This window comes from Candidatus Binataceae bacterium, assembly GCA_035294265.1.
GTDB lineage: Bacteria > Desulfobacterota > Binatia > Binatales > Binataceae > DATGLK01.
Genome location: DATGLK010000018.1, coordinates 51,436 through 75,313 on the forward strand (window position 1 = coordinate 51,436; position 23,878 = coordinate 75,313).

Here is a 23,878-nt window from a genome sequence, read left to right on the forward strand (position 1 = left end):
GTCGGCGACGGGCGCATGCAGGTGGTCCGCTTTAGTGCTGGCGATGCTCGCGCACGTAATCTTCGAGCTGGCGCTTAATGGCGGCAAAGGATTCTTTCAGGGTCAGACTGAAATCACTGTCGTGTCTATGATCGGCGACCAATTCCTTGTTGGGCACTTTAAGTCGTATACGAACGTCGAAGGGGCCACCTTTACGATGATGGCCAACCACGCCGCCCAAGGTGACTTCGCAGGCCGTGATCCGGTTGTAATAACGGTCCAAGGTCGCCATTTTTTCCCGCACTTCGCTGTCGATTGCAGGGGTCAGATCAAAATCACGCGCGGTAATCTGCAGCCGTTCCATGAAACCTCTCCTCTTCGGTTGTAGCCCGAGGCGGCGGCTACCGCGCCGCCGCCCCCCCTTCTATTATGCGCCATTGCAAGAGGGCGGCCAGCCTCCGCGGAGAGTAACGATAAAAGACCGATCGGGTAAAAAACCGCCGCCTGGTGAGAGGCGGCGGCTTTTCCAACTATTTGTCTTTCTATCGGAAATCCGGCAGAAAGTCGGGTCAGTTGGCAACCTGAATCTCAGTCTAAAACATTCGGCCGATGCGCGCCGTTGAAAAAATCCGGTAGTACGCTGCTACTTGATTTCGCGGACTAGCCGGTCCATTTCAAATCCTTGTTCAGGCTCGGTCGCGCACCTCCGCCATGCCCTCCTGCTTGGCGCAGTTGGCGCAGCAATAGATGCGCCCGCCCTGCTCCACGCCATGGCCGATGATTCGGCAATTACAATGGGTGCACAGCGGCGCCAACATCTGGATGGCGCACTCAAAACTGTCAAAGGTCAGGGTTCGTCCACGCAGTGAGATTTGAAAGGTCTTGTCATACTCGTTGCCACATACGTCGCATTGGGCCATGGCTCCCTCCCGGGCGGCGAGCCGCCGGTGTTTTGCCCTTTATGCTAGCAGCGGAAAATGGCCTTGGCGCAGCAAATTTTGCACTTTCCATCAATGCGCGGCCGAGGGTTCGACCGCGACCCGATCCAACTGCCATTCGCCTTGCTCCAACAAGGCGCCGCCCTGATAGCAGCTATAGCGGCCGCGCGCGGTATTGGGGGTCGTGCTGGCACCGCTATAGCGGCAATTGGAGAGATCGGCGGGCAGCAGGACGCTGATTGCAAGCTGATTGCCCGACACCCAGCCGGATTGAACTGTTCCATATGTGTCAGCATTGCCGTTGCGGCAAATCGTAGTGCCGACCGCACATCGGTACTCGCCGCTCAGATTTTCGTCATTTTGCACCAAGGTGAAGACGATTCGATTGACGGCGTTGCACCGCCCCCCGTTAGCTGTGTAAGCAGTATTGCAGGGAATGACGCGGATGGTTCCCGTCCAGGTGCCGGTCAGATCAACGGCCGGAGGTTCCATGGTCGCGGGGCGATTAAGGCCGTAACCGCTTGCACAGCCCGCCAGCAGCCCGGCCAGGAGCAGCAGGCCGCTGGCCAGCATCATCGGATAGCCGCCAAAAGGCAGCGTTTGGTCCGCCAGCGTGCGAGTGGTTGTGGTCATAAGCGATCTTTATCCTCTTCCTGCGCTATAAAACTTGGGTCGTCCGATAATAATCATTTTGCCTAGGTTTGTAACTATTAATGCTTTCTTTGGCCTGTCTCAGGTAAAAACCAAGCTAGCTTGAACCAGCTCGTGCGATTTACTAGGGCTGGAGTTCACACCGCGATTTGCCAAGGAGTTTTGCGCCATGACTCTCCAAGATAGCCGGTTGTTTCGCCAGCAATGCCATATCAATGGCGAATGGCTCGATGCGGATTCCGGCCGCGCCAATGCGGTCATCAATCCAGCTAACGGTCGCAAACTGGGAAGCGTGCCCGAGATGGGGCAGGCCGAAACCCGGCGGGCTATCCGTGCCGCCGCCGATGCTTTTCCGGGCTGGCGCGCGATGACGGGCAAGGAGCGGGCGGCCCTGATGCGGCGCTGGTTCGATCTGTGCATGGCAAATCAGGACGACCTGGCGCTGTTGCTGACCTTAGAGCAAGGCAAACCGCTGGCCGAGGCGCGCGGCGAGATAGCTTACGGCTCGGCCTTTATCGAATGGTTCGGCGAAGAGGCCAAGCGCGCGTACGGCGACGTGATTCCCGCCCACACCCGCGACCGCCGGATTGTGGTGCTCAAGGAACCTATCGGTGTGGCTGCCGCCATCACGCCATGGAACTTCCCCAATGCCATGATTACGCGCAAAGCGGGCGCGGCGCTGGCGGCCGGCTGCACGGTGGTGATCAAGCCCGCACCTGCAACTCCCTTCTCCGCCCTAGCCTTGGCGGAATTGGCCCAGCGCGCCGGCTTTCCCCCCGGCGTGATCAACGTGGTGACCGGCGACGAGATCGCGATCGGGCGCGAGCTTACCTCCAATCCCACAGTGCGCAAGCTGTCCTTTACCGGATCGACCCAGGTCGGCCGCCTGCTGCTGGAGCAATGTGCGCCCACGGTCAAAAAAGTTTCACTGGAGCTGGGCGGCAACGCCCCCTTTATCGTCTTCGACGACGCCGACCTGGACCAGGCGGTCGCTGGCGTGGTCGCCTCCAAGTTCCGCAACGCGGGCCAGACCTGCGTGTGTGCCAACCGAATTTTCGTTCAGGCCGGGATTTACGACGAATTCACCGCCCGTTTGGAGAAAGCGGTCAAGGCTCTGGTCGTGGGCGACGGCCTGGAGCGCGGGGTCACCATCGGGCCGCTTATCGATGAAGCCGCGGTGGCCAAGGTCGAGGAGCATATCAGCGATGCGGTGCGGCTGGGGGCACACATCCGATGCGGCGGACAGCGCCATGCGCTGGGTGGGACCTTCTTCCAGCCCACCATCCTGACCGACGTGGCGCCTGAGGCTAAACTGATGAACGAGGAGACCTTCGGCCCAGTGGCACCACTGATTCGCTTCTCCTCCGAGCAAGAAGTCATCGCCCTTTCCAACGACACCGAATACGGCTTGGCCTGCTACTTCTACAGCCGCGACGTGGGTCGATGCTGGCGCGTGGCGGAGGCCCTGGAAAGCGGCATTATCGGTATCAACGAGGGGATCATCTCTACCGAAATAGCGCCTTTTGGCGGGGTCAAGCATTCGGGCATCGGCCGCGAGGGCTCCAAGTACGGAATCGAAGAGTACCTGGAAATCAAATATCTGTGCTTTGGCGGGGTCTAATGCTCGCCAGCCGGACCAAGAATCGATTGGGTGAGGCTGATGCGCAGCTACGATCTGATTGAGTTCAACGCCCCGCTTCGGATGGTAGAGCGGCCAACGCCTGCGCCCCAAGGCAGCGAGGTGTTGCTTAGGGTCCTCGCGTGCGGCGTATGCCACAGCGACGTGCATCTGTGGGAGGGTTTCTATGACCTTGGTGCCGGCAAGCGGTTGGGATTGGCCGATCGAGGCCTGCGCCTACCCTTGACGCCCGGCCATGAAAACGTCGGCGAGGTAGTCGCGGTGGGGCCGCGGGCGCAGGGCGTTAAGGTGGGCGAGCAGGTCTTGGTCTTTCCCTGGATCGGATGCGGCCGATGCTCGGTTTGCGCGCGCGGAGAGGAGCAGCTCTGTTTGCAGCCGCGATCCTTGGGCTTGTTCCTGCCGGGCGGCTTCGCCGACCATCTGCTGGTCCCTGAGGCGCGCTACCTGTTCCCGGTCGGCGACCTCGACCCGGTCAAGGCAGCGCCTTACGCCTGCTCGGGCCTGACCACCTACGGGGCGCTCAAGAAAGTCGGGCGCGAGCTGATGGCCGCGCAGCCCATTTTGATTATCGGCGCCGGCGGCCTGGGGTTGATGGCGCTGTCGATTCTCAAGGCGATGGGCGGACGGGGAGCGATCGTAGCCGAGATCGATCCGAGCAAACGCCAAGCCGCGCTAGCTGCCGGCGCGCTGGCAGCGATCGACAGCGCAGCGCCTGACGCGGCGGCGCAAATTATCGCGGCGGCGGGCGCTCCGTTGTGGGCCGCGGTCGATCTGGTCGGCGCGCCCTCTACTGTAAGGATGGGGCTGGATAGTCTGGTCAAGGGCGGCAAATTAATCATAGTCGGGCTGTTCGGAGGCGAGATCACTTTGCCGCTGCCGCTGATTCCGATGCGCGCGACTACCATCCAGGGCTCTTACGTCGGCAGCCCCGGTGAGCTGGGCGAGCTTATCGAGTTGGTCCGCCGCACCGGGCTGCCCGCGGTTCCGGTCACGACTCGTCCACTTGATCAAGCCAGCGACGCGCTGGCTGATTTACACGCAGGCAGGCTTATCGGGCGCGCCGTGCTGCGCCCAGAGTAGGTTGAGTTCGTTGCTGCACGCTAAGGGATGAAACGTACGATTCGGCCAGGGCTACCTCCTGAAGCGGCTGGTGGCGGTCGTCGTCACAGAGCCCGCCGCGATTTTGCAATTTGATTCATGTTCGCGGGTTCGCGGCGCATGGCCGCGCCGCGCGCGGAGCTCTGCGGACCTAAGCTTTAGCGCAAATAACCGCCCGGCGCGCTGGTTGCCAAGAGCTCGCGACCAGCGCGCCGTTTAAGGCGTGGGCGAGGGGAATACAAAAGCCCTCCCACGCGAGAAACTTCAGGTCAGATCGAAGCGGTCAGCGTTCATCACCTTGTTCCAGGCGGCCACGAAGGCCTGTACAAACGGCAGTTGCGAGTCCGCGCAGGCATAGGCTTCCGCGATGGCACGAAGCTGCGAATTCGACCCGAAAACCAGATCTACGCGGGTTGCTGTCCACTTCAATGCGCCGGTGGCGCGATCACGTCCCTCGAACAGGTCGCGAGCCTGCGCGCTCGGTTTCCACTCGGTGTTCATGTCAAGCAGGTTGACAAAGAAGTCATTGGTGAGCACCTGTGGTCGCTTGGTCAAAACGCCGTGTTGAGATTGTCCAAAATTGGCGTTGAGAACGCGCATCCCGCCAATCAGCGCCGTCATCTCGGGCGCCGTTAAGGTCAGCAATTGCGCCTTGTCCACCAGCAGCGCCTCCGCTGGTATCGCGTAATCCCGCTTGAGGTAGTTGCGAAAGCCATCAGCGACCGGCTCGAGCACGGCAAAGGACTCGACGTCGGTTTGTTCTTGGCTTGCATCGGTACGACCCGGCGCGAAGGGAACCTCGACATCGTGTCCGGCCTGTTTGGCCGCCTGTTCAATGGCCGCGCAACCGCCCAGGACGATTAGATCGGCCAGTGACACTCGCTTTTCACCCGAGGAGCGGGCGCCGTTGAAGCTGTTGCGGATACTTTCGAGGGTGGCCAGCACCTGGGCCAAGCGAGCGGGCTCATTGACCTCCCAATCCTTCTGCGGGGCCAGCCGCAGGCGCCCACCATTGGCCCCCCCGCGCTTGTCGGAACCGCGAAAGGTAGCCGCCGCGGCCCAGGCAGTTGCAACCAGTTGCGAAATCGACAGGCCCGAGGCGAGGAGTCTGGCCTTGAGCGTCGCGATATCGCGCTCGTCAATCAGCGCGTGATCGAGCGCGGGCACCGGATCCTGCCACAATAGCTCCTCCGCTGGAACTTCCGGGCCCAGATAGCGCGAGCGCGGCCCCATGTCGCGATGGGTCAGCTTGAACCAAGCGCGCGCGAAGGCGTCGGCCAATTGTTCGGGATGCTCATAGAAGCGTCGCGAGATTTTTTCGTAGGCCGGGTCCATGCGCAGCGCGAGATCGGTGGTCAGCATCGCAGGCGCGCGGCGTTTGGAGGGATCGTATGGGTCGGGCACGGTGCCGGCCCCGGCATCACCCTTGGGCTTCCACTGATAGGCGCCGGCGGGGCTCTTAGTCAGTTCCCATTCGTATTCGAACAGGTTTTTGAAAAAATTGTTGCTCCACTTGGTCGGGGTTGCGGTCCAGATGACTTCCAGACCGCTGGTAATCGCGTCGATGCCCTTGCCCGTGCCAAAAGCGCTCTTCCAGCCCAGTCCCTGTTGCTCGAGGGCGGCGGCTTCGGGTTCGGGCCCCACCAGTGAGGCAGGACCCGCGCCATGGGTCTTACCAAAGCTGTGGCCGCCAGCGATAAGAGCGACGGTCTCTTCGTCGTTCATCGCCATCCGCGCGAAGGTCTCGCGGATATCCCGGGCCGCTGCCACGGGGTCGGGCCGGCCGTTGGGCCCTTCGGGATTGACATAGATCAGCCCCATCTGCACGGCCGCAAGGGGATTGTCCAGTTCGCGGTCGCCGGAGTAGCGCTTGTCCTCCAGCCATTTGCTCTCCGCGCCCCAGAAGACCGACTCGTCAGGCTCCCAGGCGTCCTCGCGCCCGCCGCCAAAACCGAAGGTCTTGAAGCCCATCGACTCCAGCGCGACGTTGCCGGCCAGGATCATCAGGTCGGCCCACGAAATTTTACGGCCGTACTTTTGCTTGATCGGCCACAGCAGCCGGCGCGCCTTGTCCAGATTGACGTTGTCCGGCCAGCTGTTGAGCGGCGCAAAGCGCTGCTGGCCGCTGCCGGCGCCGCCGCGACCGTCGCCGATGCGATAAGTGCCGGCGCTATGCCACGCCATCCGGATAAACAACGGTCCGTAATGGCCGAAGTCGGCCGGCCACCACTCTTGCGACTGGGTCATCAGCTCATGGAGATCTTTCTTAAGCCCCTTGAAGTCAAGTTTCTTGAACTCTTGGGCATAGTTGAACTGCTCGCCAAGCGGATTGGACTTGGAGCAATTCTGGTGGAGAATCTTAAGGTTCAACCGGTTGGGCCACCAGTCTCGGTTCGAGCTGGTCACCGCCGCCGTATGCATCACCGGGCACTGGCCCGCATCGCTGTCATTATTGGTGCTCATGCTATTTACCTCCAGTTCATTTTTTCCATCGATGATGGGTTATTACATCCTTGGATGCCCTTGTAAGCCGAACTCATTGCGATGGCCAGCGCAATTAATGAAGCCTGGACATCAAAACTTTGCTGCCCGCTTTCGCCATAAGGAAATAATCCGTCCTCCTCTTTGCTTAAGCTAGATTTCATCCATATTTAGATAGCGTCTAACTAATCGGCACTAAAAGCGCCGCCAAACCAGGCCGGCGACTTGGGTGTTAGACTAATTCTAATATTCGATTATGTCAAATCAATTGCCAGCTCACGTGTTCAATTCGTCGCAGGTGTTACGGCAGATGGGGTTGATGACAGAGCGACCCTAGGATCGATTGACCCTAGGATCTATGAGGATCTACGGGATGGCTCGCCGCACCGACGGCTCCGGGGCGCCGAGCAGGTGGTGAGCGGCCGCCCGGAGAATGCGATCGCGGCGGCCGTGCTCTATGTCAGGCGCTTTTTTTGACTCGGCCGCTGCGCAAACAGCGAGTGCAGACCAGAATTCGTTGCGTGCCGCCGCCGATTTGAGCGCGGACCTCTTGTAAATTAGGATGCCAGCGGCGCTTAGTCTTGTTGTTGGCGTGGCTGACGTTATTGCCCACTGAGGGCTGTTTGCCGCAAACTGCGCAATGTCTCATCTTTTTCCTGGACCCGTGCGCGCCCGGATTCGTGGGAACTAGGCCCCGGCCGTCGGCGCGCCGCCATCAAACTAGCCTCTGCGCGGGCGGCGGGAAAGAGGGGGCGGGAGTAAGGTGGGCGAGGCATCCAAGGCATGGCTGAACACTTAATCCATATCCTACCCGAGCGGGTGGCCAGCCAAATCGCCGCCGGCGAGGTGGTGGAGCGGCCGGCCTCGGCCGTCAAGGAGTTGATCGAAAATTCTTTGGATGCCGGCGCCAGCGCGATTATGGTGGAGATCGCCGCAGGCGGAACCGCGTTGCTGGCGGTGAGCGATGATGGCTGTGGGATGAGCGCGCACGACGCGGTGCTGGCGCTGCGCCGTCATGCCACCTCCAAGATTCGCGAGGTCGCCGATCTGGTGGCGGTTCATACAATGGGTTTTCGAGGCGAGGCTTTGGCCGCGATTGCAAGCGTCTCGCGCCTGGAGCTCAAGACTCGCCGTCCCGAAGACTTGGCGGGTACGCAGATAAGGGTGGAGGGCGGCGAAGAGGGCGGGCGGCAGGAGTGTGCGATGGCGCCGGGGACCCGAATCGAGGCGCGGGATCTATTCTTCAATACCCCGGCCCGACTTAAGTTCCTCCGCACACCCGCCACCGAGCAGGGAGCAGTGGTCGAAGTGGTTCAGCGCCTGGCCCTGGCGGCTCCCCGGATTGCCTTTGAACTGATTGCCGATGGGCGCCGAGTACTGGAACTGGCGCGGGCCACTAGCGCCTTGGAACGCTGGCGCCAGCTCTTTGGCGCCAAGTCGGCGCTGACGATGATGCCGGTTTCGGGGGATGGGGCGGGGATCGCGCTTGAGGGGCTCATAAGTCATAGCCAGCAATCCTTTGCCAGCGCCCGCTTACTGTATACCTATGTCAACGGGCGAGCGGTGCGCGATCGGATGCTTCTGCGCGCTATTGGCAATGCCTATGCCACCCTGGTACCCAAGGGACGCTATCCGGCGGCGGCCTTGTTCCTGACCGTGCGCCCGCAGGAAGTTGACGTCAACGTCCATCCGATGAAGGCCGAAGTGCGCTTTCGCAATGCAGGGGCGCTGTTCGAGACCGTATACGGGATACTGCGCCAGCGTCTGCTGGGAGCCGGTGGTGGTGCCGATCCCGGCCCTGCCGCGGCCTCGGCTGCGAACCTATCAAGCCAGGCCCAAACGCCCTCCGGCGGGGACGCCCTCGACTGGCCGCCGGCAGAGTCCGCTGTACTCGCCCCCCTGGCTGACGCGCCAGCGCGTCCATTGCGCCTGGTTGCGCTCTCCAATCCAGCGCCCGCCGCCTGGCAGCCGGCGCTGGGCCTGGGCTACCGCGCTTCCGCAGCTGCGCCATGCGAGGCTCCCGTGGAGGCGGCCCGCTTGATAGCGGCGGGGCAGGTGGGAGCGCTGCCGGCCTATTCGGAACTGCGTGTCCTGGGCCAGCTCTTTTGCGGGTATATCGCGCTCGAAGATCACGACGGCTTAGTCCTGGTTGATCAGCACGCCGCCCACGAGCGGGTTACCTTCGAGCGGCTCAAGGCGCAAATGGAGCATGGTGGGGTTGAGGTGCAGAACCAGCTTATTCCGCAAACCCTGGAGCTTAACCCCGCGCGTGCCGCCCATCTGGGCGACGCGCTGCCACGCCTGCGGGCGCTGGGTTTCGAGCTGGAGCCCTTCGGTCCAGCCACCCTCCTGCTCAAGGGCAGCCCGGCGGTGTTTGGGGCCGAGGGCGGAGTCGAACTGCTGCGCGAGATGATCGAGGTTTTGGGCGAGCCGGAAGCACAAGCCCCCAGCGGCCTGGAGCATTTGCTGAAGCAACTCGCCTGTCACGGTTCGGTGCGAGTGGGGCGTGTGCTCAAGGGGGCGGAAATTGGCGCCCTGCTCGCCGATCTCGATCGCACCCCGTTCAAGTCCAATTGTCCCCACGGCCGGCCCACCCATATCCGCTTCTCGCGCGGCCAGATCGAGCGGATGTTTCGTCGATGAGCGCGTTTGGATTGACCCCCCGGCGGGCCTTTATCGTGGGGCCCACCGGGGTGGGCAAGAGCGAACTTGCGCTGACGCTAGCCGAGCGGCTGGGGGCGGAGATTGTCAATGCCGATTCGCGCCAGCTTTATCGCGCGATGGATATTGGCACCGCCAAGCCCACCCTGGCCCAGCGCGCCCGTGTGCCCCATCATCTGATTGACGTCGTCGAGCCCGAGGAGAGCGTCGATGTAGCCCGTTTCAAGCTGATGGCCGAGGCGGCGATTGGGGAGATCGCGGGACGCGGGCGGCCGATTTTAATCGTTGGCGGCAGCGGGCTTTACCTGCGCGCGCTGCGCCAGGGATTGTTCCAGGGACCACCAGCCGCGCCCGCGCTGCGGCGCGAGCTGATGGAGTTGGCCCGGCGCGAAGGAGTGGATAGGCTGCATCGGTCGCTTATGGAAATTGACCCGCCCAGCGCCCGCAGGCTGCATCGCAACGACCTTGCGCGGGTGGTGCGGGCACTGGAGGTCTATCGCCTGACCGGCGTGCCGTTGAGCGTTCATCAGGCGGCCCATCGCTTTTCCGACCGTTTCGCGCCCTCGTTGACGCTGGGGTTGCGGCTTGAGCGCGAGGAGCTTTATCGGTCGCTTGAGCGGCGGCTGGATGCGATGATGGAGGCAGGACTGGTAGGCGAGGTAAACGCCCTCCTGGCACGTGGGCTGGCTCATAGCCCCCTGCTGCGGCACACCATAGGCTACAGGGAGATCGCCGCCGCGTTGGCGGGTGAAATGAGCTTGGCGCAGGCGCTGGAACAGGCTAAGCGGGCCACCCGCCAACTGGCTAAGCGGCAGATGACCTGGTTTCGAGCTGATCCTGGGATTATCTGGCTTGCACCAGGCGGCGCGCTTGCGCAGGGGCTAAAGTTGTTGCAGGAATTTTTTTCACCAACGCTGGATGTGCACCCATCGGACGCAACCGGATGATTGACGATGCCTGACTACCTGGATTTTGAGCAGCCGCTGCGCGAGCTCGATGAGCGGATCGCGGCGCTGGAGCCGGCCGCGCGTGATGCGCTTTTGAGCGAGCGTGCGCGCTTGGAGCGCCGGCTGTATGCCACCTTGACTCCGATTGACCGGGTGCGCCTAGCGCGCCATCCCTCCCGCCCCCAGACGCTGGACTATATCGCGGCGCTGCTCCGGGACTTCGTCGAACTTCATGGCGACCGCCGCTTTGGCGATGACCGGGCGATAGTCGCTGGAATAGGCTACTTTGGCAAGCAGCGGGTGGCGATCGTGGGGCAGCAGCGCGGCCGTTCTACCGCCGAGCGAGTGGCGTGCAACTTCGGCCGTCCCAATCCCGAGGGTTATCGCAAAGCGGCGCGGATTTACGAATTGGCCGAGCGCTTTGGCCTGCCCCTGCTGACCTTTATCGACACCCAGGGGGCCGAACCCGGGCTGGGCGCCGAGGAACGGGGCCAGGCTGAGGCGATCGCCCACTGTTTGTTGGTGATGGCGGGACTGACGGTGCCGGTGATCGCCACGGTCATCGGCGAAGGCGGCTCCGGCGGGGCGCTGGCGTTGGGCGTGGCCAACGTTCTGCTGATGCAGGAGCATGCCTGTTACGCGGTGATTACGCCCGAGGGCTGCGCGGCGATCCTGTGGCGTGAGGGTACCCCGGAAAACATCGCCCGGGCTGCCAGCGCGCTCAAGCTGGAGGCTCACGATCTGCTTGAACTAGGGGTGGCCGATAAGATTGTGGCCGAACCCCGGGGCGGGGCCCATCGTGATCCCAAGCGGGCGGCCTTACTTCTGGGGCGTGTGATCCGGCGCGAGCTGCGAGCTTTGACCAAATTGACCCCGGCTCAGATCCGGGCCGCGCGAGCAGCCAAGCTGGCGGCCCTGGGGCAGGCTTTTCTTGAGCGCGCGCCCGCACGCGCGGGACGGTAAAGGGCGATGGCAACGGTCAAAGCGGTACGCTCTGTGTCCTCGGTGCGACCCCCGCGCACGGAGTTGACCGCGGCGCGCGAGCGGATCGACGCAATCAATCAGACGCTGCTGAAGCTGCTCAACGAGCGCGCCCGGCTGGCGATTGCGATTGGCCACCTAAAGCGCGCCCAGGGAGCCGAGCTGTATCAGCCAGCGCGCGAGCAGGCGATTTTGGAGCGGTTGATAGCGCAAAATGAGGGGCCGCTGCGGACCGAGGATGTGCGCCACATCTTCGGCGAGATAATTTCGGCCTGCCGGGGGCTGGAGCACGAGCTGCGAGTGGCCTATCTGGGGCCCGAATTCACCTACAGCCATCTGGCCGCGATACGCCAGTTCGGCCATGGCGCTCAGCTTCAGGGCGAGGAGTCGATTGCCGCCGTGTTTGCCGCGCTCGACGGTGGGCGGGCCGATCTGGCTTTGGCGCCGGTGGAGAATTCCACCGAAGGCTCGGTTACCGTGACGCTGGACGCCTTGTTGGACAGCCCCGCGCAAATCGTGGGTGAAGTGCTGTTGCCGGTGCGCCATGCGCTGCTCTCGCTCAGCGGGCGGCGCGCCGATATCAAAAAAATTCTTGCCCATCAACAGTCGCTAGGCCAATGCAGGGATTATTTGAGCACCAATTTTCCGGGCTGCGTGCAGGAAGCGGTGGCGTCTAACGCGTTGGCGGCACGCCGCGCGGCCGCCGACCCCACGCTGGCGGCGATCGCGGCGGCCGAGGCCGCCCAACCTTATGGCTTGCGCGTGGTGGCGCACGCCATCCAGGACCAGGCGCATAATATGACTCGCTTCCTCATCCTGGGGCGCCAGGCGGTGGCCAAAAGCGGGAACGACAAGACCAGCGTAATTTTCGCGATGCCCGAGCGAGTGGGTGCCCTCAAGGAAGCGCTCACGGTGTTTGCCCGCAACCGGATCGATCTCACGATGATTCAGTCGCGTCCCCAGCGTGGACGCCCCTGGGCCTATCTGTTTTACGCCGACCTGCGCGGTCATCGCGAGGCCCCGGCGATGAAGCGGGCGCTGGCGGCGCTCAAGCGCAAGGCGCTTTTTCTCAAGCTGCTGGGGTCATATCCCGAGGCTCGGGTGGCGGGATAGAGTCTAGAGAGGCCATGGAACTCGAAGATCTGGTCCTGCCCTCGGTGGCCGCGCTCACCCCCTACGAGCCCGGCAAACCGATCGAGGAAGTCCAACGCGAGCTGGGCGTGGAGCCGGTCAAGCTGGCCTCCAACGAAAATCCGCTGGGCCCCTCGCCCCGGGCTTTGGCGGCGATCAGCCAAGCGCTGGGCGAACTCAATCGCTATCCCGACGGTGGCAGTTACGAACTGGTGCGCCGGCTGGGCGAGCGCCATGGTCTGAGCCCCGGCCACATCTTCATGGCCTGTGGCTCGGTCGAGGTGCTCAACTTGGTTTCCTATCTATTCATTCGGCCGGGGCTTAACGCGGTCACCTCCGAGCACGCCTTCGCGATTTACGAGCTGGTGGTGGCGGCCAGCGGTGGCCAACTGCGCAGCGCGCCGATGCGAGACCACGGCTTCGATTTGGAGGCGATTGCCGGCCTTATCGATCGCGACACCCGGGTGGTGTTTCTAGCCAATCCCAACAATCCCACCGGCACGATTTATCGGCGCAAGGAATGGCGGCGCTTTCTGGCCGCGCTGCCCGACCATGTGGTGGTGGTGGCGGACGAGGCTTATTTCGAATTCGTGCGCGCCGCCGATTATCCCAACGCGTTGGAGGACTTGGCGCAACAGCCCAAGCTTATCGTTCTGCGCACGTTTTCCAAGATTTATGGCCTGGCTGGATTGCGAGTAGGCTACGGCGTGGCCCATCCCAATTTCGTGCGCCTGCTCCATCAGGTGCGCCAGCCCTTCAATATCAACCTGCTGGCCCAGGTTGGGGTGCGAGCGGCGCTGGAGGATCGGGAGCACGTCGAGCGCACCTTGGCGGTCAATCGCGAAGGGATGGAATATCTGGAGCACGAACTAGCGCGGCTGCGGCTGCGCTTCGTCCCCAGTCAGGCCAATTTCATCATGGTGGACGTGGGACGCGGTCGCGCGGTGTTCGATGCATTGCTGAAGGAAGGAGTGATTGTGCGGCCGCTGGACGCCTATCGCCTGCCCCGCTACGTACGGGTCAGCGTGGGCTTGCCCGAAGAGAATCGCCGCTTCGTGCAGGCGATGGAGAAAATTCTGGGACGCTCCGGTCAGGCACGTTAATGGCGGTTATCTTCGAACGCGTGACGGTTTGCGGTGTGGGGCTGATTGGGGGCTCCTTGGCGGCGCGTGCTCGCGCCCTGGGACTAGTGGGACGAGTGCACGGCTTTGGCCGGCGCCCGGACAGCTTGCAGGTAGCGCTTGAGCGCAACCTGGTGGATGAAGTCAGCACCGATCCCGCGCAAGCCGCGGCCGGTGCGCAATTGGTGGTGTTAGCGGTACCCTTGATGGCGATGCCGCGGGTGCTGGGCGAGCTGCTCCCCTATCTGCCTGCTGATACGATTATCACGGACGTGGGCAGCGTCAAGCAGTGGGTGATCGAACAGTTGGAGCCCGGCCTGGGGTCTGCGATGGCGCTGGTGGCGGCCCATCCGGTGGCCGGCAAGGAGAGCGCCGGTCCTACTGCCGCCGACCCCGAGCTGTTCATCGGCCGGCGCGTGATTGTCACCCCTTCGCGGTGCAGCACGCCGCTAGCGCTGGAGCGGGTGGAGCGTCTGTGGCGCGGGGTCGGGGCGCAGGTGGAGCGGATGAGCGCGCTGCTGCACGATCAGATTCTGGCCCGGGTAAGCCATCTACCCCAAATCCTCTCCAGCGCGCTGGGCGCGGCTCTGGAGGATGAGCTGGTGGGTGGGCGCTTCGCCGCTGCCTACGGGGCTGGTGGGCTGCGCGATATGAGCCGGCTGGCGGGCTCGCCGGCCGATATCTGGCGCGACATCTGTTTGACCAATCGGGCGCCCATCCTGGAGGCCTTGGCCGGTTTCGAGAACTCCCTGACGCGCCTGCGCCATGCCATCGAGCATCATGATTCGGCCGAACTAGAGGCGCTTTTCGAGCAGGGACGGCGAATCGTGCGCCATCTGGGAGCGGGCGCACCGACCATCGCCCGGCCCCGGCCCGTGATTGCGATCGACGGGCCGATGGGCGCAGGCAAATCGACCGTGGCGCGGATGCTGGCGGCCGAGCTGGGGTTTACCTACCTCAACACCGGTGCCATGTATCGGGCGGTGGCGGTGGCGGCCCAGCGCTCCGGGCTGGCGCAACCGCCCTACGACGAGGCGGCTATCTCGGCACTGCTGGCCACCATCGAGATTGGCTTCGAGGGCGAGCGCGTACTGCTCGATGGCGAAGATATCAGCGGCCTCATCGGTGCTCCGGAGGTCGGCGAGTTGGCTTCCACGCTTTCAACCTTGAGCAGCGTACGGGAGCGGATGGGTCAATTGCAGCGGGCGGCGGGAGCGGGCGGTGGGGTAGTGATGGAAGGGCGGGACATTGGCACGGCGATTTTTCCCGACGCCGAGTACAAATTTTTTCTCGACGCCGATCCCGAGGTGCGCGCCGCGCGCCGCTGGCGCGAGTTGGCGGCGGCGGGTCAGCGCATTACGCTGGAGGAAGTGCGGCTCCAGCTTCGCCAACGTGATCGGCGTGATGCCGAGCGCGCGCTGGCGCCGCTGAGATGCGCGGCCGATGCGATTCTGCTAGACTCTACTCATCTGTCGCTGGCGGGAGTGGTCGCCACCCTCAAAGCTGCCATCGCGGAACATCACCAACGGTAACGGGGCTTGAAACCGGCGAGGCCCGGTTGTATGCATTCCTGTTAGCCTGGAATCTCCGGGGAGTCCCAAATAAATGGAGAAAGGTTTGTCGAACATAGCGCACGGAGGACAAGATGAATTCGAGTCGTTGATGGAAGGAACCCTCAACGCCCCGCGGCCGGGGGATGTGCTGGTCGGGAAAGTTCTTCTGGTCACCCGCGATCACGTCATTGTAGACATCAATTACAAATGCGAAGGCCAGGTGCCGATCGCCGAATTCGCCGACCCCGAGGGCAACGTCGCGGTCAGCGAAGGCGACGAAATCGACGTCTATTTCGATGGCACCGAGACCGACAACGGAACCGTGATGCTATCACGCGCCAAGGCCGAGAAGTTCAAGGTCTGGCGCGAGCTGGAGCGGGCCTTTCAGACCGATACTCCGGTGGAAGGAGTGGTGCTGGGCAAGGTCAAGGGTGGGCTGAAGGTCGATATCGGCGTGCCGGCTTTTCTGCCCGGCTCCCATGTCGATATCCGCCCGGTGCGCAACTTGGACCGCTACATTGGCCAGCGCGGTCGCTTCCAAATCCTGAAGTTCAATCGCGCCCGCGCCAACGTGGTGGTTTCGCGCCGCAGCGTACTCGAACACGAGCGGGCCTCGCTCAAGGAGCAGACCCTCAAGGTTCTGGAAGAAGGGGTAATCCTGGAGGGTACCGTCAAGAACATCACCGACTATGGTGCCTTTATCGACCTGGGCGGCATCGATGGTTTGCTCCACATCACCGACATGTCGTGGGGCCGCCTGCAGCATCCCTCGGAAGTGCTCAAGGTGGGCGATAAGGTCAAGGTCGTGGTGCTCAAGTACGATCCCGAGCGCGAGCGGGTCTCGCTTGGGATGAAGCAGATCATGACCGATCCCTGGAGCGAGGTCGCGGGCAATTATCCACCCGGGCGGCGGGTGCAGGGCAAGGTGGTAAGTGTCACCGATTACGGCGCCTTCGTCGAGCTTGAAAAGGGGGTAGAGGGGCTGATTCACGTCTCCGAGATGACCTGGACCAAGCGCACTGTGCATCCCTCCAAAGTGGTCAACGTGGGCGACATGGTTGAGGTCCAGGTGCTGGGGGTGGATGAGGGCAACCGGCGGATCTCGCTAGGACTCAAGCAGACCGAGCCCAATCCCTGGCAGCAGTTGGCTGAAAAGCACGTGCCCAATTCACGGGTAACGGGCAAGGTCAAATCGATCACTGATTTTGGGATTTTCGTCGAAATCGAGCCTGGCATCGACGGGTTGGTCCATATTTCCGACCTGTCCTGGACGCGCAAGGTCAAGCATCCCTCCGAACTTTACAAAAAGGGTGACGAAGTCGAGGCGGTGGTGCTCGGGATCGACGTGGACAATGAGCGTGTCAGTCTGGGCATCAAGCAGTTGGCCGAGGATCCCTGGCACAGTATCGCTCAGCGTTATCCGCTCAACACTAAGATCAACGGCAAGGTAACTTCGATCGCGGATTTCGGCGTGTTCGTCGAGATCGAAGAGGGGATCGAAGGGCTGGTGCACGTCTCGCAGCTCAGCTCGGAGCGGGTTGACAAGCCCTCCGCGCTATTCAAACCCGGTGATCAGGTCGAGGCGCTGGTGGTGCAGCTCGACCCCAAGGAGCGGCGCATCGGCCTGTCAATTCGTGCCTTGAAGCAACATGAAGAGCGTGAGGAAATGCAGGCCTACATGCAGCGCGAGCATCAGGGCGCGCGCTTTTCCTTCGAAGACATTCTCAACGAGGAATTGCGCCTGGACCGTGACGACGGTGGGCGCGGCGGGCGCGGCAGAGGCCGCGACCGCTAACCGCCGCCGGCACCAGCGTTTGCCCGCGCAAGCGCTGGTTACAAACCCCGCACAGCGGCCGATGGCAACCCGATGAGGACGGCAGCCTGATGCGGCGTCCCCCTGCCGCGCCAAGCGGCCCGGGCGCCACCCGCCAGGCGCGCCTGTGGGCGCCTTGGCGCGCGGCCTATGTCAGTGGCGCCCGCCGCAGCGCGGGTTGCATCTTCTGCATGAAAGGGTTGAGCGCGGCCGCGCGCAAACGGCGCCTGGTGCTCCATCTTGGACCCCGGGCGCTGGTGATGCTCAATCGCTATCCGTATAACAACGGCCACCTGCTGATCGCCCCGCGCCGCCATCTCGCCTCCCTGGAGCTGCTGGAGGGGCCGGAGCGGGCAGATCTGGATTTTCTGCTCGCCCAGTCCGTGCGCCTGCTACGGATGGCGATGCGGCCGGTGGGTTTCAACTTGGGCGCCAATCTGGGCCGGGTGGCGGGAGCCGGAGTGGCCGACCATTTTCATTGGCACGTGGTGCCGCGCTGGGAGGGTGACACCAACTTCATGCCGGTGCTAGCTTCGGTGCGGGTGCTCTCCGAGCATTTGGAGGCCAGCTTCGCCACCTTGGATCCGCTTTTCAGCAAGCTGGCGACTCCCATATCCTGAAGCTCAGGGGCGGAGTTTGTAATGGACCAAAGCTTGCTCAAAATCAAAACGATTGGGGCGCTGCGCCAGGCCGGCTATCGGGTTAAACCGGTGCGCCTGGAGATGCGCGACAACTTGGTGGCCTTGCTCAGAGCGGGCCGGCGCATTTTGCCCGGGATTGTCGGTTACGACGACTCGGTTATACCGGAGATCGAAAACGGCATCCTGGCCGGTCATCACATGGTCTTTCTGGGTGAGCGCGGCCAGGCCAAATCGCGTATCATCCGTGCTCTGGTCGGACTGCTCGATGAATGGGTGCCGGCGATTGCAGGATGCCAGATCAGCGACAACCCGCTGCAGCCTATCTGCCACGAATGCCGCCGGCGGGTGGCGGGCGAGGGCGAGGGAGTCGCCATTGAGTGGATAGGGCGCGATCGGCGCTTTGGCGAAAAGTTGGCCACGCCTGACGTTTCGATTGCCGATCTGATCGGCGAGGTTGATCCGATCAAGGTGGCCGAGGGACGCTATCTGGCCGACGAAGAGACCATCCACTATGGCCTGATTCCGCGCACTAACCGCGGCCTGTTCGCCATCAACGAGCTGCCCGACCTGACCGAAAAGGTACAGGTGGGACTATTCAATCTGATGGAAGAGAAGGATGTCCAGATCAAGGGCTACAAAATTCGCCTGCCCCTGGACGTGGTCTTCTTCGCCAGCGCCAACCCCGAAGATTACACCTCGCGCGGGCGCATCATCACCCCGCTCAAGGATCGTTTCGACGTGCAGATCCGCACCCACTATCCGCGCACCCAGGCCGACGAGATTGCGATCATGGAACAGGAGGCCAACTACCCGCCACTGATGGGCGTGCAGTTGCGCGTCCCGCAATTCATCAAGGACATCATAGCCCAGCTTACCTTCGAGGCCCGCGCCTGTGCCGATGTCAACCAGAGTTCGGGAGTTTCGGTGCGGATGACCATCAATAATTACGAAGCGGTCATCTCCAATGCCGAAAAACGGGCGGTGCGCAACGACGAGAGCGAGATCGTGCCGCGGTTGTCCGATCTCCATTCGCTCTATCCGGCCACCGCCGGCAAGTTGGAATTGGAATATTCAGGTGAGGACAAGCGCGAGGAGGAGATCATCGAGCGCCTGATCTCCCGCGCCGTGCTCAAGGTCTTCGATCAGGCAGTCAAGGTGGAAGATCTCAAGGAAATAATCGCATATTTCGATCAGGGTTGGGGGGTGGAGGTCTCGGATCAGGCGCCCGCCGAAGAGTATATAGAGCCGCTGCGAGTGATCCCGGGTTTGCGCGAGGCGGTGGGCCGGATCGGCTCCTTCGAGAGCCCGGGCCTGATGGCCTCGGTCGCCGAATTCATCTTCGAAGGGCTCCATCTGCATCAAAAGCTCAACAAGGAACGGCGTGGCGGGCGTTTTGCCTATCACGCCTAGGTAACAGGCGGCCGGCGATGGCCAATATCGTTCGCTATACTCAGTGGGACGGCTCGCAACGGGTCAAGCTCAACGCGGCGCAGGTCTTCGAGAAGCTTTCCGAATACCTGTCCTATACGGACGACGTCAACCAGGCCCTGGATTGGATGCTGCGCCAGGGGCTGGAGCTGGACGACATGCGAGTGATGGGGCTGGACGAATTCCTGGAGCAACTGCGCCAGGAGATGCGCCAGCGCTACAGCGACTTCAACCTGCGCCATTCGCTCAGCGAGATGGAGCAGCGGCTGCACGATCTGCTCGAGCGCGAGCGCGAGGCCTTGCGCCGCAACCTGGAGAGCAAACCGGCCAATGCCGAGCAATTGCGCCAGTTGGGCCAGATGCCGCGACGGCTGTCACAGGCCCTGCGCAAGCTGGAGAATCACGAGTTCCAGGACGAGCAGGCGCGCGCCGAATTCGACGATCTGCTGAGCGAGTACCAAAACATCCGCGACCTGGAGAACTTCCGCGAGCGCTACGGTCAGAACTTTCACGGCCCTCAAGCGCTCTCCTACGAAGACGCGGTGCGGCTGATGCGCGAGATGGAGCAGTTGCGCCAACTCGAGCAGGACCTGATGTCCAACCGCCTGGAGGAGATTTCGCTCGATCAGCTGCGCGAGCTGCTGGGCCAGGAAGCCTGGCAGGATTTGCGCAGCCTGCGCCAGATGGTGATCCTAATCAAGGAAGCCGGCTTGGTTACCCCCAAGGGCAATCAGCTCCAGCTCTCGCCCCGCGGCGTGCGCCGCATAGGCCAGCTCGCTCTGCGCGACATCTATCGCGGCTTGCTCAAGGATCGCCACGGCGGCCACGCCACTGACCATCGCGGCTTGGTGGAAGCGCGGCCCGAATCGGTGCGGCCGTGGGAATTTGGCTTGCCGCTCAGCCTGGACCTGGTGGCTACCCTCAAGCGCGGCTTGATGCGTGCGCCCGGGGTACCGCTGCATCTATATCCCGACGACTTTCAGGTTTACGAAAGCGACTATGCCTCTTCCTGTTCCACCGTGCTGTGCCTGGACATGTCCTGGTCGATGAGCTGGGAGGGGCGCTTTGCCGCCGCCAAGAAAGTCGCGCTGGCGATGGAGAGTCTGGTGCGGACCAAGTTTCCGCGCGACTATTTCTCGATCGTCGGCTTCTTCACCCGCGCCGTGGAACTCAAGCTCAAGGATCTGCCCGAGGCCTCCTGGAACATGGGCGATCCCTTCACCAACCTGCAGGATGGTCTGCGCCTGGCCAGCGACTTGCTCTCGCGCCATCCCGCCAAAAACCAGCACATCATCGTGATAACCGACGGCCAGCCCACCGCCTACTTCGCCAAGGGGCGGCTGTTTTGCGAATGGCCGCTATCCTTTGGCGGGGTCAGCGTTCGCGCCGCGCAGGAAACTCTCAAGCAGGTGGAGCGCGTGACCCAGCGCGGTATCACGATCAATACGTTTATGCTCGATGATTCGCCAAGCCTGCGTGCTTTTGTGGAAAAGATGACCCAGATTAACCGCGGCCGTGCCCTCTATACCCGGCCCGATCGGCTGGGTGAATACATGTTGGTGGACTACCTCTCGCGCAAGCGCAAGCGAGTCTGAGCCGCTGACACGCACCGGTGGGCTTCTTCCAACTCCGACGAAGCATTTTTCCGAATGTGTGACACGTTTACACCGTCGGGAAAGCCCACGTGTCGATGGCTTTCATCAAGCCGGAATTCCGGCCCGACATAGGCCGCGCGATAAACAAGCGCGTGGGTTGAAATCAAATAACGCGCGCGGCCGCGCCAATCCTGCCCTCCAAATTGGAGTGCAATCCTAGTGCTCGGGGATGACGGCGATTGCGCTGGTCTCGATCAACAACTCGGGTGAGACCAGCTTGGACACCTCGACCAGAGTCGAGGCCGGGGGTGGGTCGGGAAAGTATTGGCGCTGGACGTGGTTGATCAACTCGCGCTGCTCGATATCGCGCACGTAGTTGTCGACTCGACACAGGTCGGCCATCGATCCGCCCGCGGCCTCCAACGCGCTCTTGATGTTCTCGCAGACTTGGCGAGTTTGCTCCGCCAAATCGCCCACTCCAGCGATCGTGCCGTCCGCGCGCCGCGCCACCATTCCGGAGACAAACACCAGTCGTCCGCGTGCCTCGATCGTAATCGCGGAGGAAAAGGGGGCGGTGGGTGGGCGCAGTTGGGTCGAGGTTACTGCTTGCTTGGCCATTGTTTCCTCGCTTGGCGCGTATCGCGCGCGGCGAATTAGGGAGTTAATGCCGATGGGTTGACACAGTTCTCAAGGGCTTGGCCCGCGCTCAGCCGTCGGATATTGGCGGCCAGCGCCGCTGCGATACCGCTGTAGGACAAGTCGGTCACGCCGGCGATATGCGGGGTGGCCAAGATTTCAGGATGGGCAGCCAGGGGTGAATCAACCGCCAACGGTTCGCGCTCGAAGACGTCCATCGCTGCGCCCATCAGCCGCCCCTGGCGCAAGGCCGCGAGCAGGGCTGCGGCGTCGATCAAACCGCCGCGCGCCGGATTGATGATACAGGCCTGGGGCGGCAGCAGAGCCAGGGCGCGCTCGTCGATCAGGCCGCGGCTATCCTCGGTTTGGGGCAGGCACAGGAACAGATAGTCGCTGCGTGCCAAAAGCTCCGGCAGTTGAGCGGGCCCGCCCAGCCATTCCAAGTCCAGTGCCTTCGCCAGCGCCGGATTGGGGCTGCGCTGCAAGCCCATTAGGCGCATCCCGAAGGGGCGCAGCCGCAGCGCCAGGGCCTGTCCGATTCCGCCCAGGCCCACGATTCCTGCCCGTCGGTTAAACAGCACTCGCCCCTCGGGCGCGCCCCAGTCCGCGCCGGTGCGCAGATTGTGCCGAGCCTGCGCCAGCCGCCGGCTGACCGCGATCGCCGCCATCACGCACCATTCGGCCACCGATTCGGCATTGCCGGTGCCCGCGGTGGGCACGTTTGCCACTGCGATCGAGCGCGCGCTAGCCGCCGCGATATCGACTCCTTCCAACCCGGCGCCCCATTGATGGATCAGACGCAAGCCGGCGATTTTGTCCATCAATGCGCCGTCGATGGGTGCCATCGCGGGAATTAGCACCTGGGCGGCGAAACCGCCGATTTTCAAGGCCTCAAGCTCGACCATCTCCAAATGCATCTCGGGCAGCGCTGCACTGAGAAACTTGGGAATAGCCGGGAACGAAGTGCCGGCGACGATGACTGAAATCGAGCCTGGGCCTGCCACGAACCACCTGCGAAGTGAAAGTGTGAATTTGCGCCCGGGGCTGACTATCGCGTGGCAGCTAGGCTTGGCGGCGTGTCTGGCAAGCTAGCGGCTTGTGCTTCGGTCGCCAGAAGCTCGCGCACCGCGGCTTCCACCCGCGTGCCGCTAAAGAATCGCGGATTGTTGCAGGTGAGGTAACGGGCGGAGTTGGCAAAGACGAAGTCGCGAAACTGGCCCCGGTCGAGCGCGCCGTCCTCGACCAGTTCGTAGGCCTCGCTCAGTACACCATTCATGTCAGGCACATCGAAATGGCTGATGTCGGAGCTAAAGAGCGGATGCAGGCGGGCGCGATAGGGATTAGTTCGGGTATTGAAGGCCCAAACGACCGTGGGATCGTCGGGTTCGCAACCGAAATAAAAGCGCTCGGCAAACAGCTCGCGGATATCCTGTCCCTGAGCGATCCCGCATTGAGCGAAATCGTCCTGCGTCTCGGGCACGTCGATACCTACCGCCAGCAGCAGCCCCAGCCGGTCGAGGTCGGCGCCCGGCCCGTGCAGGAATTGAGCCCAGCCGGAATCGCCGAAACGTTCGGCCAAGGCGAGGAATTCCTCGCGGTTGAGGGCGGAGGGGCGCAGCTGCTCGAGCGCCTTGGGGTTACGCTTATGCCAATGGCCGACCAAGTCGCTGTAAAGGTTGCAGGCCCATCCCGCGCCACCCTCCATGAAAGCGAAACGCAGACTGGGAAAGCGTCGGGTGACACCGCCCAAAAACAGCGCCTTGCACACCGCGTCCTGAGCCGAAGCGAAATGGCCAATATGGTTGTAGACAAAATTGCTGGGCGACACCCGCAACCCGAGGCCGTTGCCGGCGGTATGAAAAGCCGGCGCCACGCCCAGCTCCTGGCATTTGGCCCAGACTGGGTCGTAGTCGTAGGCGCTGTCGATTCCCAGCGGATCAAGCCAGATGCCGCCTTCACCCGAACGCCGAATCAGGCTGCCCATCATGACCGCCTTTAGCCCCAGCTCGCTCACTGCGTGCTCCAGCTCCGCAATCGCTTCGTCGGGAGTATGCATCGGAATGGGCGCGACCGGAGTAATCCGATCCGAGTAAGAAGCGAACCGCTCGGCTAGATAGCTGTTGTAGGCCCGGCAACAGGCACGCCGGGCCTGTTCGTCGGCGATATGGGGCAAGCTCAAGCCGTAAGTGGGGAACAGCACGATAAAATCCAGGCCGATCTCGTCCAACCGCTCGTAGAGCAACTTGGGCATCACCGCGGTGGCGCGATCGCGGCTGCCCCAGGGGGTCTGCCACCATCCGCCCTGCAACTCGCGCCGCGCCCGCCGTCGGGCGGTCTCGGCGGCAAAGCCATCGGCAGTGGGTGCGGTGTTTGCCAATCCCACCGCTAGACGATTGAGCCGGGAGCCGGCGGCTTGAAAGCCTTCCACCGCCTTGCTTCCGCCGATACGCCGCAGATCCTCCATAAGCAGGGGAGGAAACTCCCGCCAGTGGCCGTCGGCATCGATTACCGGGTGATTCAATCTGGCCCGCACCGCGGCGCCGCCTTCATGCGCCATTGTTCCAATTCTCCGTCGCGCGGTCAGG

The 23,878-nt window shown here is 62.9% G+C and carries 20 protein-coding genes; 12 read left to right on the forward strand and 8 right to left on the reverse strand.

All coding sequences use genetic code 11. The features are described from left to right. Positions 1-31 precede the first annotated feature (31 nt). The 3 genes from VKV28_03250 to VKV28_03260 form a co-directional block, all read right to left on the reverse strand. A complete protein-coding gene (locus VKV28_03250) occupies positions 32-343 on the reverse strand; it encodes an HPF/RaiA family ribosome-associated protein (protein ID HLH75803.1) in 312 nt (103 codons plus the stop codon). 322 nt (positions 344-665) lie between these two features. Then, positions 666-899 (reverse strand): hypothetical protein, encoded by a 234-nt coding sequence (locus VKV28_03255; protein ID HLH75804.1) that lies wholly within the window; start codon positions 897-899, stop codon positions 666-668. Between the two features lie 90 nt (positions 900-989). After that, positions 990-1,550: a hypothetical protein gene (locus VKV28_03260; protein ID HLH75805.1), complete on the reverse strand. Its 561-nt coding sequence runs from the start codon at positions 1,548-1,550 to the stop codon at positions 990-992. A gap of 187 nt (positions 1,551-1,737) precedes the next feature. Between VKV28_03260 and gabD the strand changes: the two genes are divergently transcribed. Then, a complete protein-coding gene (gabD, locus tag VKV28_03265; GenBank protein ID HLH75806.1) occupies positions 1,738-3,189 on the forward strand; it encodes an NADP-dependent succinate-semialdehyde dehydrogenase in 1,452 nt (483 codons plus the stop codon). A gap of 39 nt (positions 3,190-3,228) precedes the next feature. Next, positions 3,229-4,287: an alcohol dehydrogenase gene (locus VKV28_03270; protein ID HLH75807.1), complete on the forward strand. Its 1,059-nt coding sequence runs from the start codon at positions 3,229-3,231 to the stop codon at positions 4,285-4,287. A gap of 282 nt (positions 4,288-4,569) precedes the next feature. Here the strand turns inward: VKV28_03270 and katG are convergent, their stop codons facing one another. After that, positions 4,570-6,768, reverse strand: coding sequence for a catalase/peroxidase HPI (katG, locus tag VKV28_03275; GenBank protein HLH75808.1), 2,199 nt, complete (start codon positions 6,766-6,768; stop codon positions 4,570-4,572). A 478-nt stretch (positions 6,769-7,246) separates the two neighbouring features. After that, on the reverse strand, positions 7,247-7,435 hold the full coding sequence (rpmB, locus tag VKV28_03280) for a 50S ribosomal protein L28 (protein ID HLH75809.1): 189 nt from the start codon (positions 7,433-7,435) through the stop codon (positions 7,247-7,249). Between the two features lie 134 nt (positions 7,436-7,569). On the opposite strand from rpmB, the gene mutL reads away from it, so the two are divergent. The 10 genes from mutL to VKV28_03330 all read left to right on the forward strand — a co-directional run bounded on the left by mutL (position 7,570) and on the right by VKV28_03330 (position 20,657). Continuing rightward, positions 7,570-9,429: a DNA mismatch repair endonuclease MutL gene (gene mutL / locus VKV28_03285; GenBank protein HLH75810.1), complete on the forward strand. Its 1,860-nt coding sequence runs from the start codon at positions 7,570-7,572 to the stop codon at positions 9,427-9,429. Continuing rightward, positions 9,426-10,394 carry a tRNA (adenosine(37)-N6)-dimethylallyltransferase MiaA gene (miaA, locus tag VKV28_03290; GenBank protein HLH75811.1) on the forward strand — a complete coding sequence of 323 codons (969 nt, stop codon included), beginning with the start codon at positions 9,426-9,428 and terminating at the stop codon, positions 10,392-10,394. The genes mutL and miaA overlap by 4 nt, the downstream gene beginning before the upstream one ends. A 6-nt stretch (positions 10,395-10,400) precedes the next feature. Further along, positions 10,401-11,357 carry an acetyl-CoA carboxylase carboxyltransferase subunit alpha gene (locus VKV28_03295; protein HLH75812.1) on the forward strand — a complete coding sequence of 319 codons (957 nt, stop codon included), beginning with the start codon at positions 10,401-10,403 and terminating at the stop codon, positions 11,355-11,357. A gap of 6 nt (positions 11,358-11,363) precedes the next feature. Beyond that, positions 11,364-12,488, forward strand: a complete 1,125-nt coding sequence (pheA, locus tag VKV28_03300) for a prephenate dehydratase (protein HLH75813.1) — start codon at positions 11,364-11,366, stop codon at positions 12,486-12,488. A 14-nt stretch (positions 12,489-12,502) separates the two neighbouring features. Then, positions 12,503-13,609, forward strand: a complete 1,107-nt coding sequence (hisC, locus tag VKV28_03305; protein HLH75814.1) for a histidinol-phosphate transaminase — start codon at positions 12,503-12,505, stop codon at positions 13,607-13,609. Further along, on the forward strand, positions 13,609-15,159 hold the full coding sequence (gene cmk / locus VKV28_03310) for a (d)CMP kinase (GenBank protein HLH75815.1): 1,551 nt from the start codon (positions 13,609-13,611) through the stop codon (positions 15,157-15,159). Before hisC ends, cmk begins: the two co-directional genes overlap by 1 nt. A gap of 73 nt (positions 15,160-15,232) precedes the next feature. After that, positions 15,233-16,975: a 30S ribosomal protein S1 gene (locus tag VKV28_03315; protein ID HLH75816.1), complete on the forward strand. Its 1,743-nt coding sequence runs from the start codon at positions 15,233-15,235 to the stop codon at positions 16,973-16,975. A gap of 89 nt (positions 16,976-17,064) precedes the next feature. Further along, complete coding sequence (locus tag VKV28_03320; protein ID HLH75817.1) at positions 17,065-17,613, forward strand: HIT domain-containing protein; 549 nt, start codon at positions 17,065-17,067, stop codon at positions 17,611-17,613. A gap of 21 nt (positions 17,614-17,634) precedes the next feature. Then, on the forward strand, positions 17,635-19,044 hold the full coding sequence (locus VKV28_03325; GenBank protein ID HLH75818.1) for a hypothetical protein: 1,410 nt from the start codon (positions 17,635-17,637) through the stop codon (positions 19,042-19,044). A gap of 17 nt (positions 19,045-19,061) precedes the next feature. Then, entirely contained in the window at positions 19,062-20,657 is a 1,596-nt protein-coding gene (locus VKV28_03330; protein ID HLH75819.1) for a VWA domain-containing protein, read from the forward strand. A gap of 216 nt (positions 20,658-20,873) precedes the next feature. Here VKV28_03330 and VKV28_03335 read toward each other — a convergent pair whose 3' ends face one another. The 3 genes from VKV28_03335 to VKV28_03345 are packed head-to-tail and all read right to left on the reverse strand — an operon-like array spanning position 20,874 to position 23,850. Beyond that, entirely contained in the window at positions 20,874-21,275 is a 402-nt protein-coding gene (locus VKV28_03335; GenBank protein HLH75820.1) for a RidA family protein, read from the reverse strand. A gap of 35 nt (positions 21,276-21,310) precedes the next feature. Next, a complete protein-coding gene (locus VKV28_03340; GenBank protein ID HLH75821.1) occupies positions 21,311-22,297 on the reverse strand; it encodes an NAD(P)-dependent oxidoreductase in 987 nt (328 codons plus the stop codon). A 44-nt stretch (positions 22,298-22,341) separates the two neighbouring features. Continuing rightward, complete coding sequence (locus VKV28_03345) at positions 22,342-23,850, reverse strand: amidohydrolase family protein (GenBank protein HLH75822.1); 1,509 nt, start codon at positions 23,848-23,850, stop codon at positions 22,342-22,344. Between the last annotated feature and the right edge of the window lie 28 nt (positions 23,851-23,878).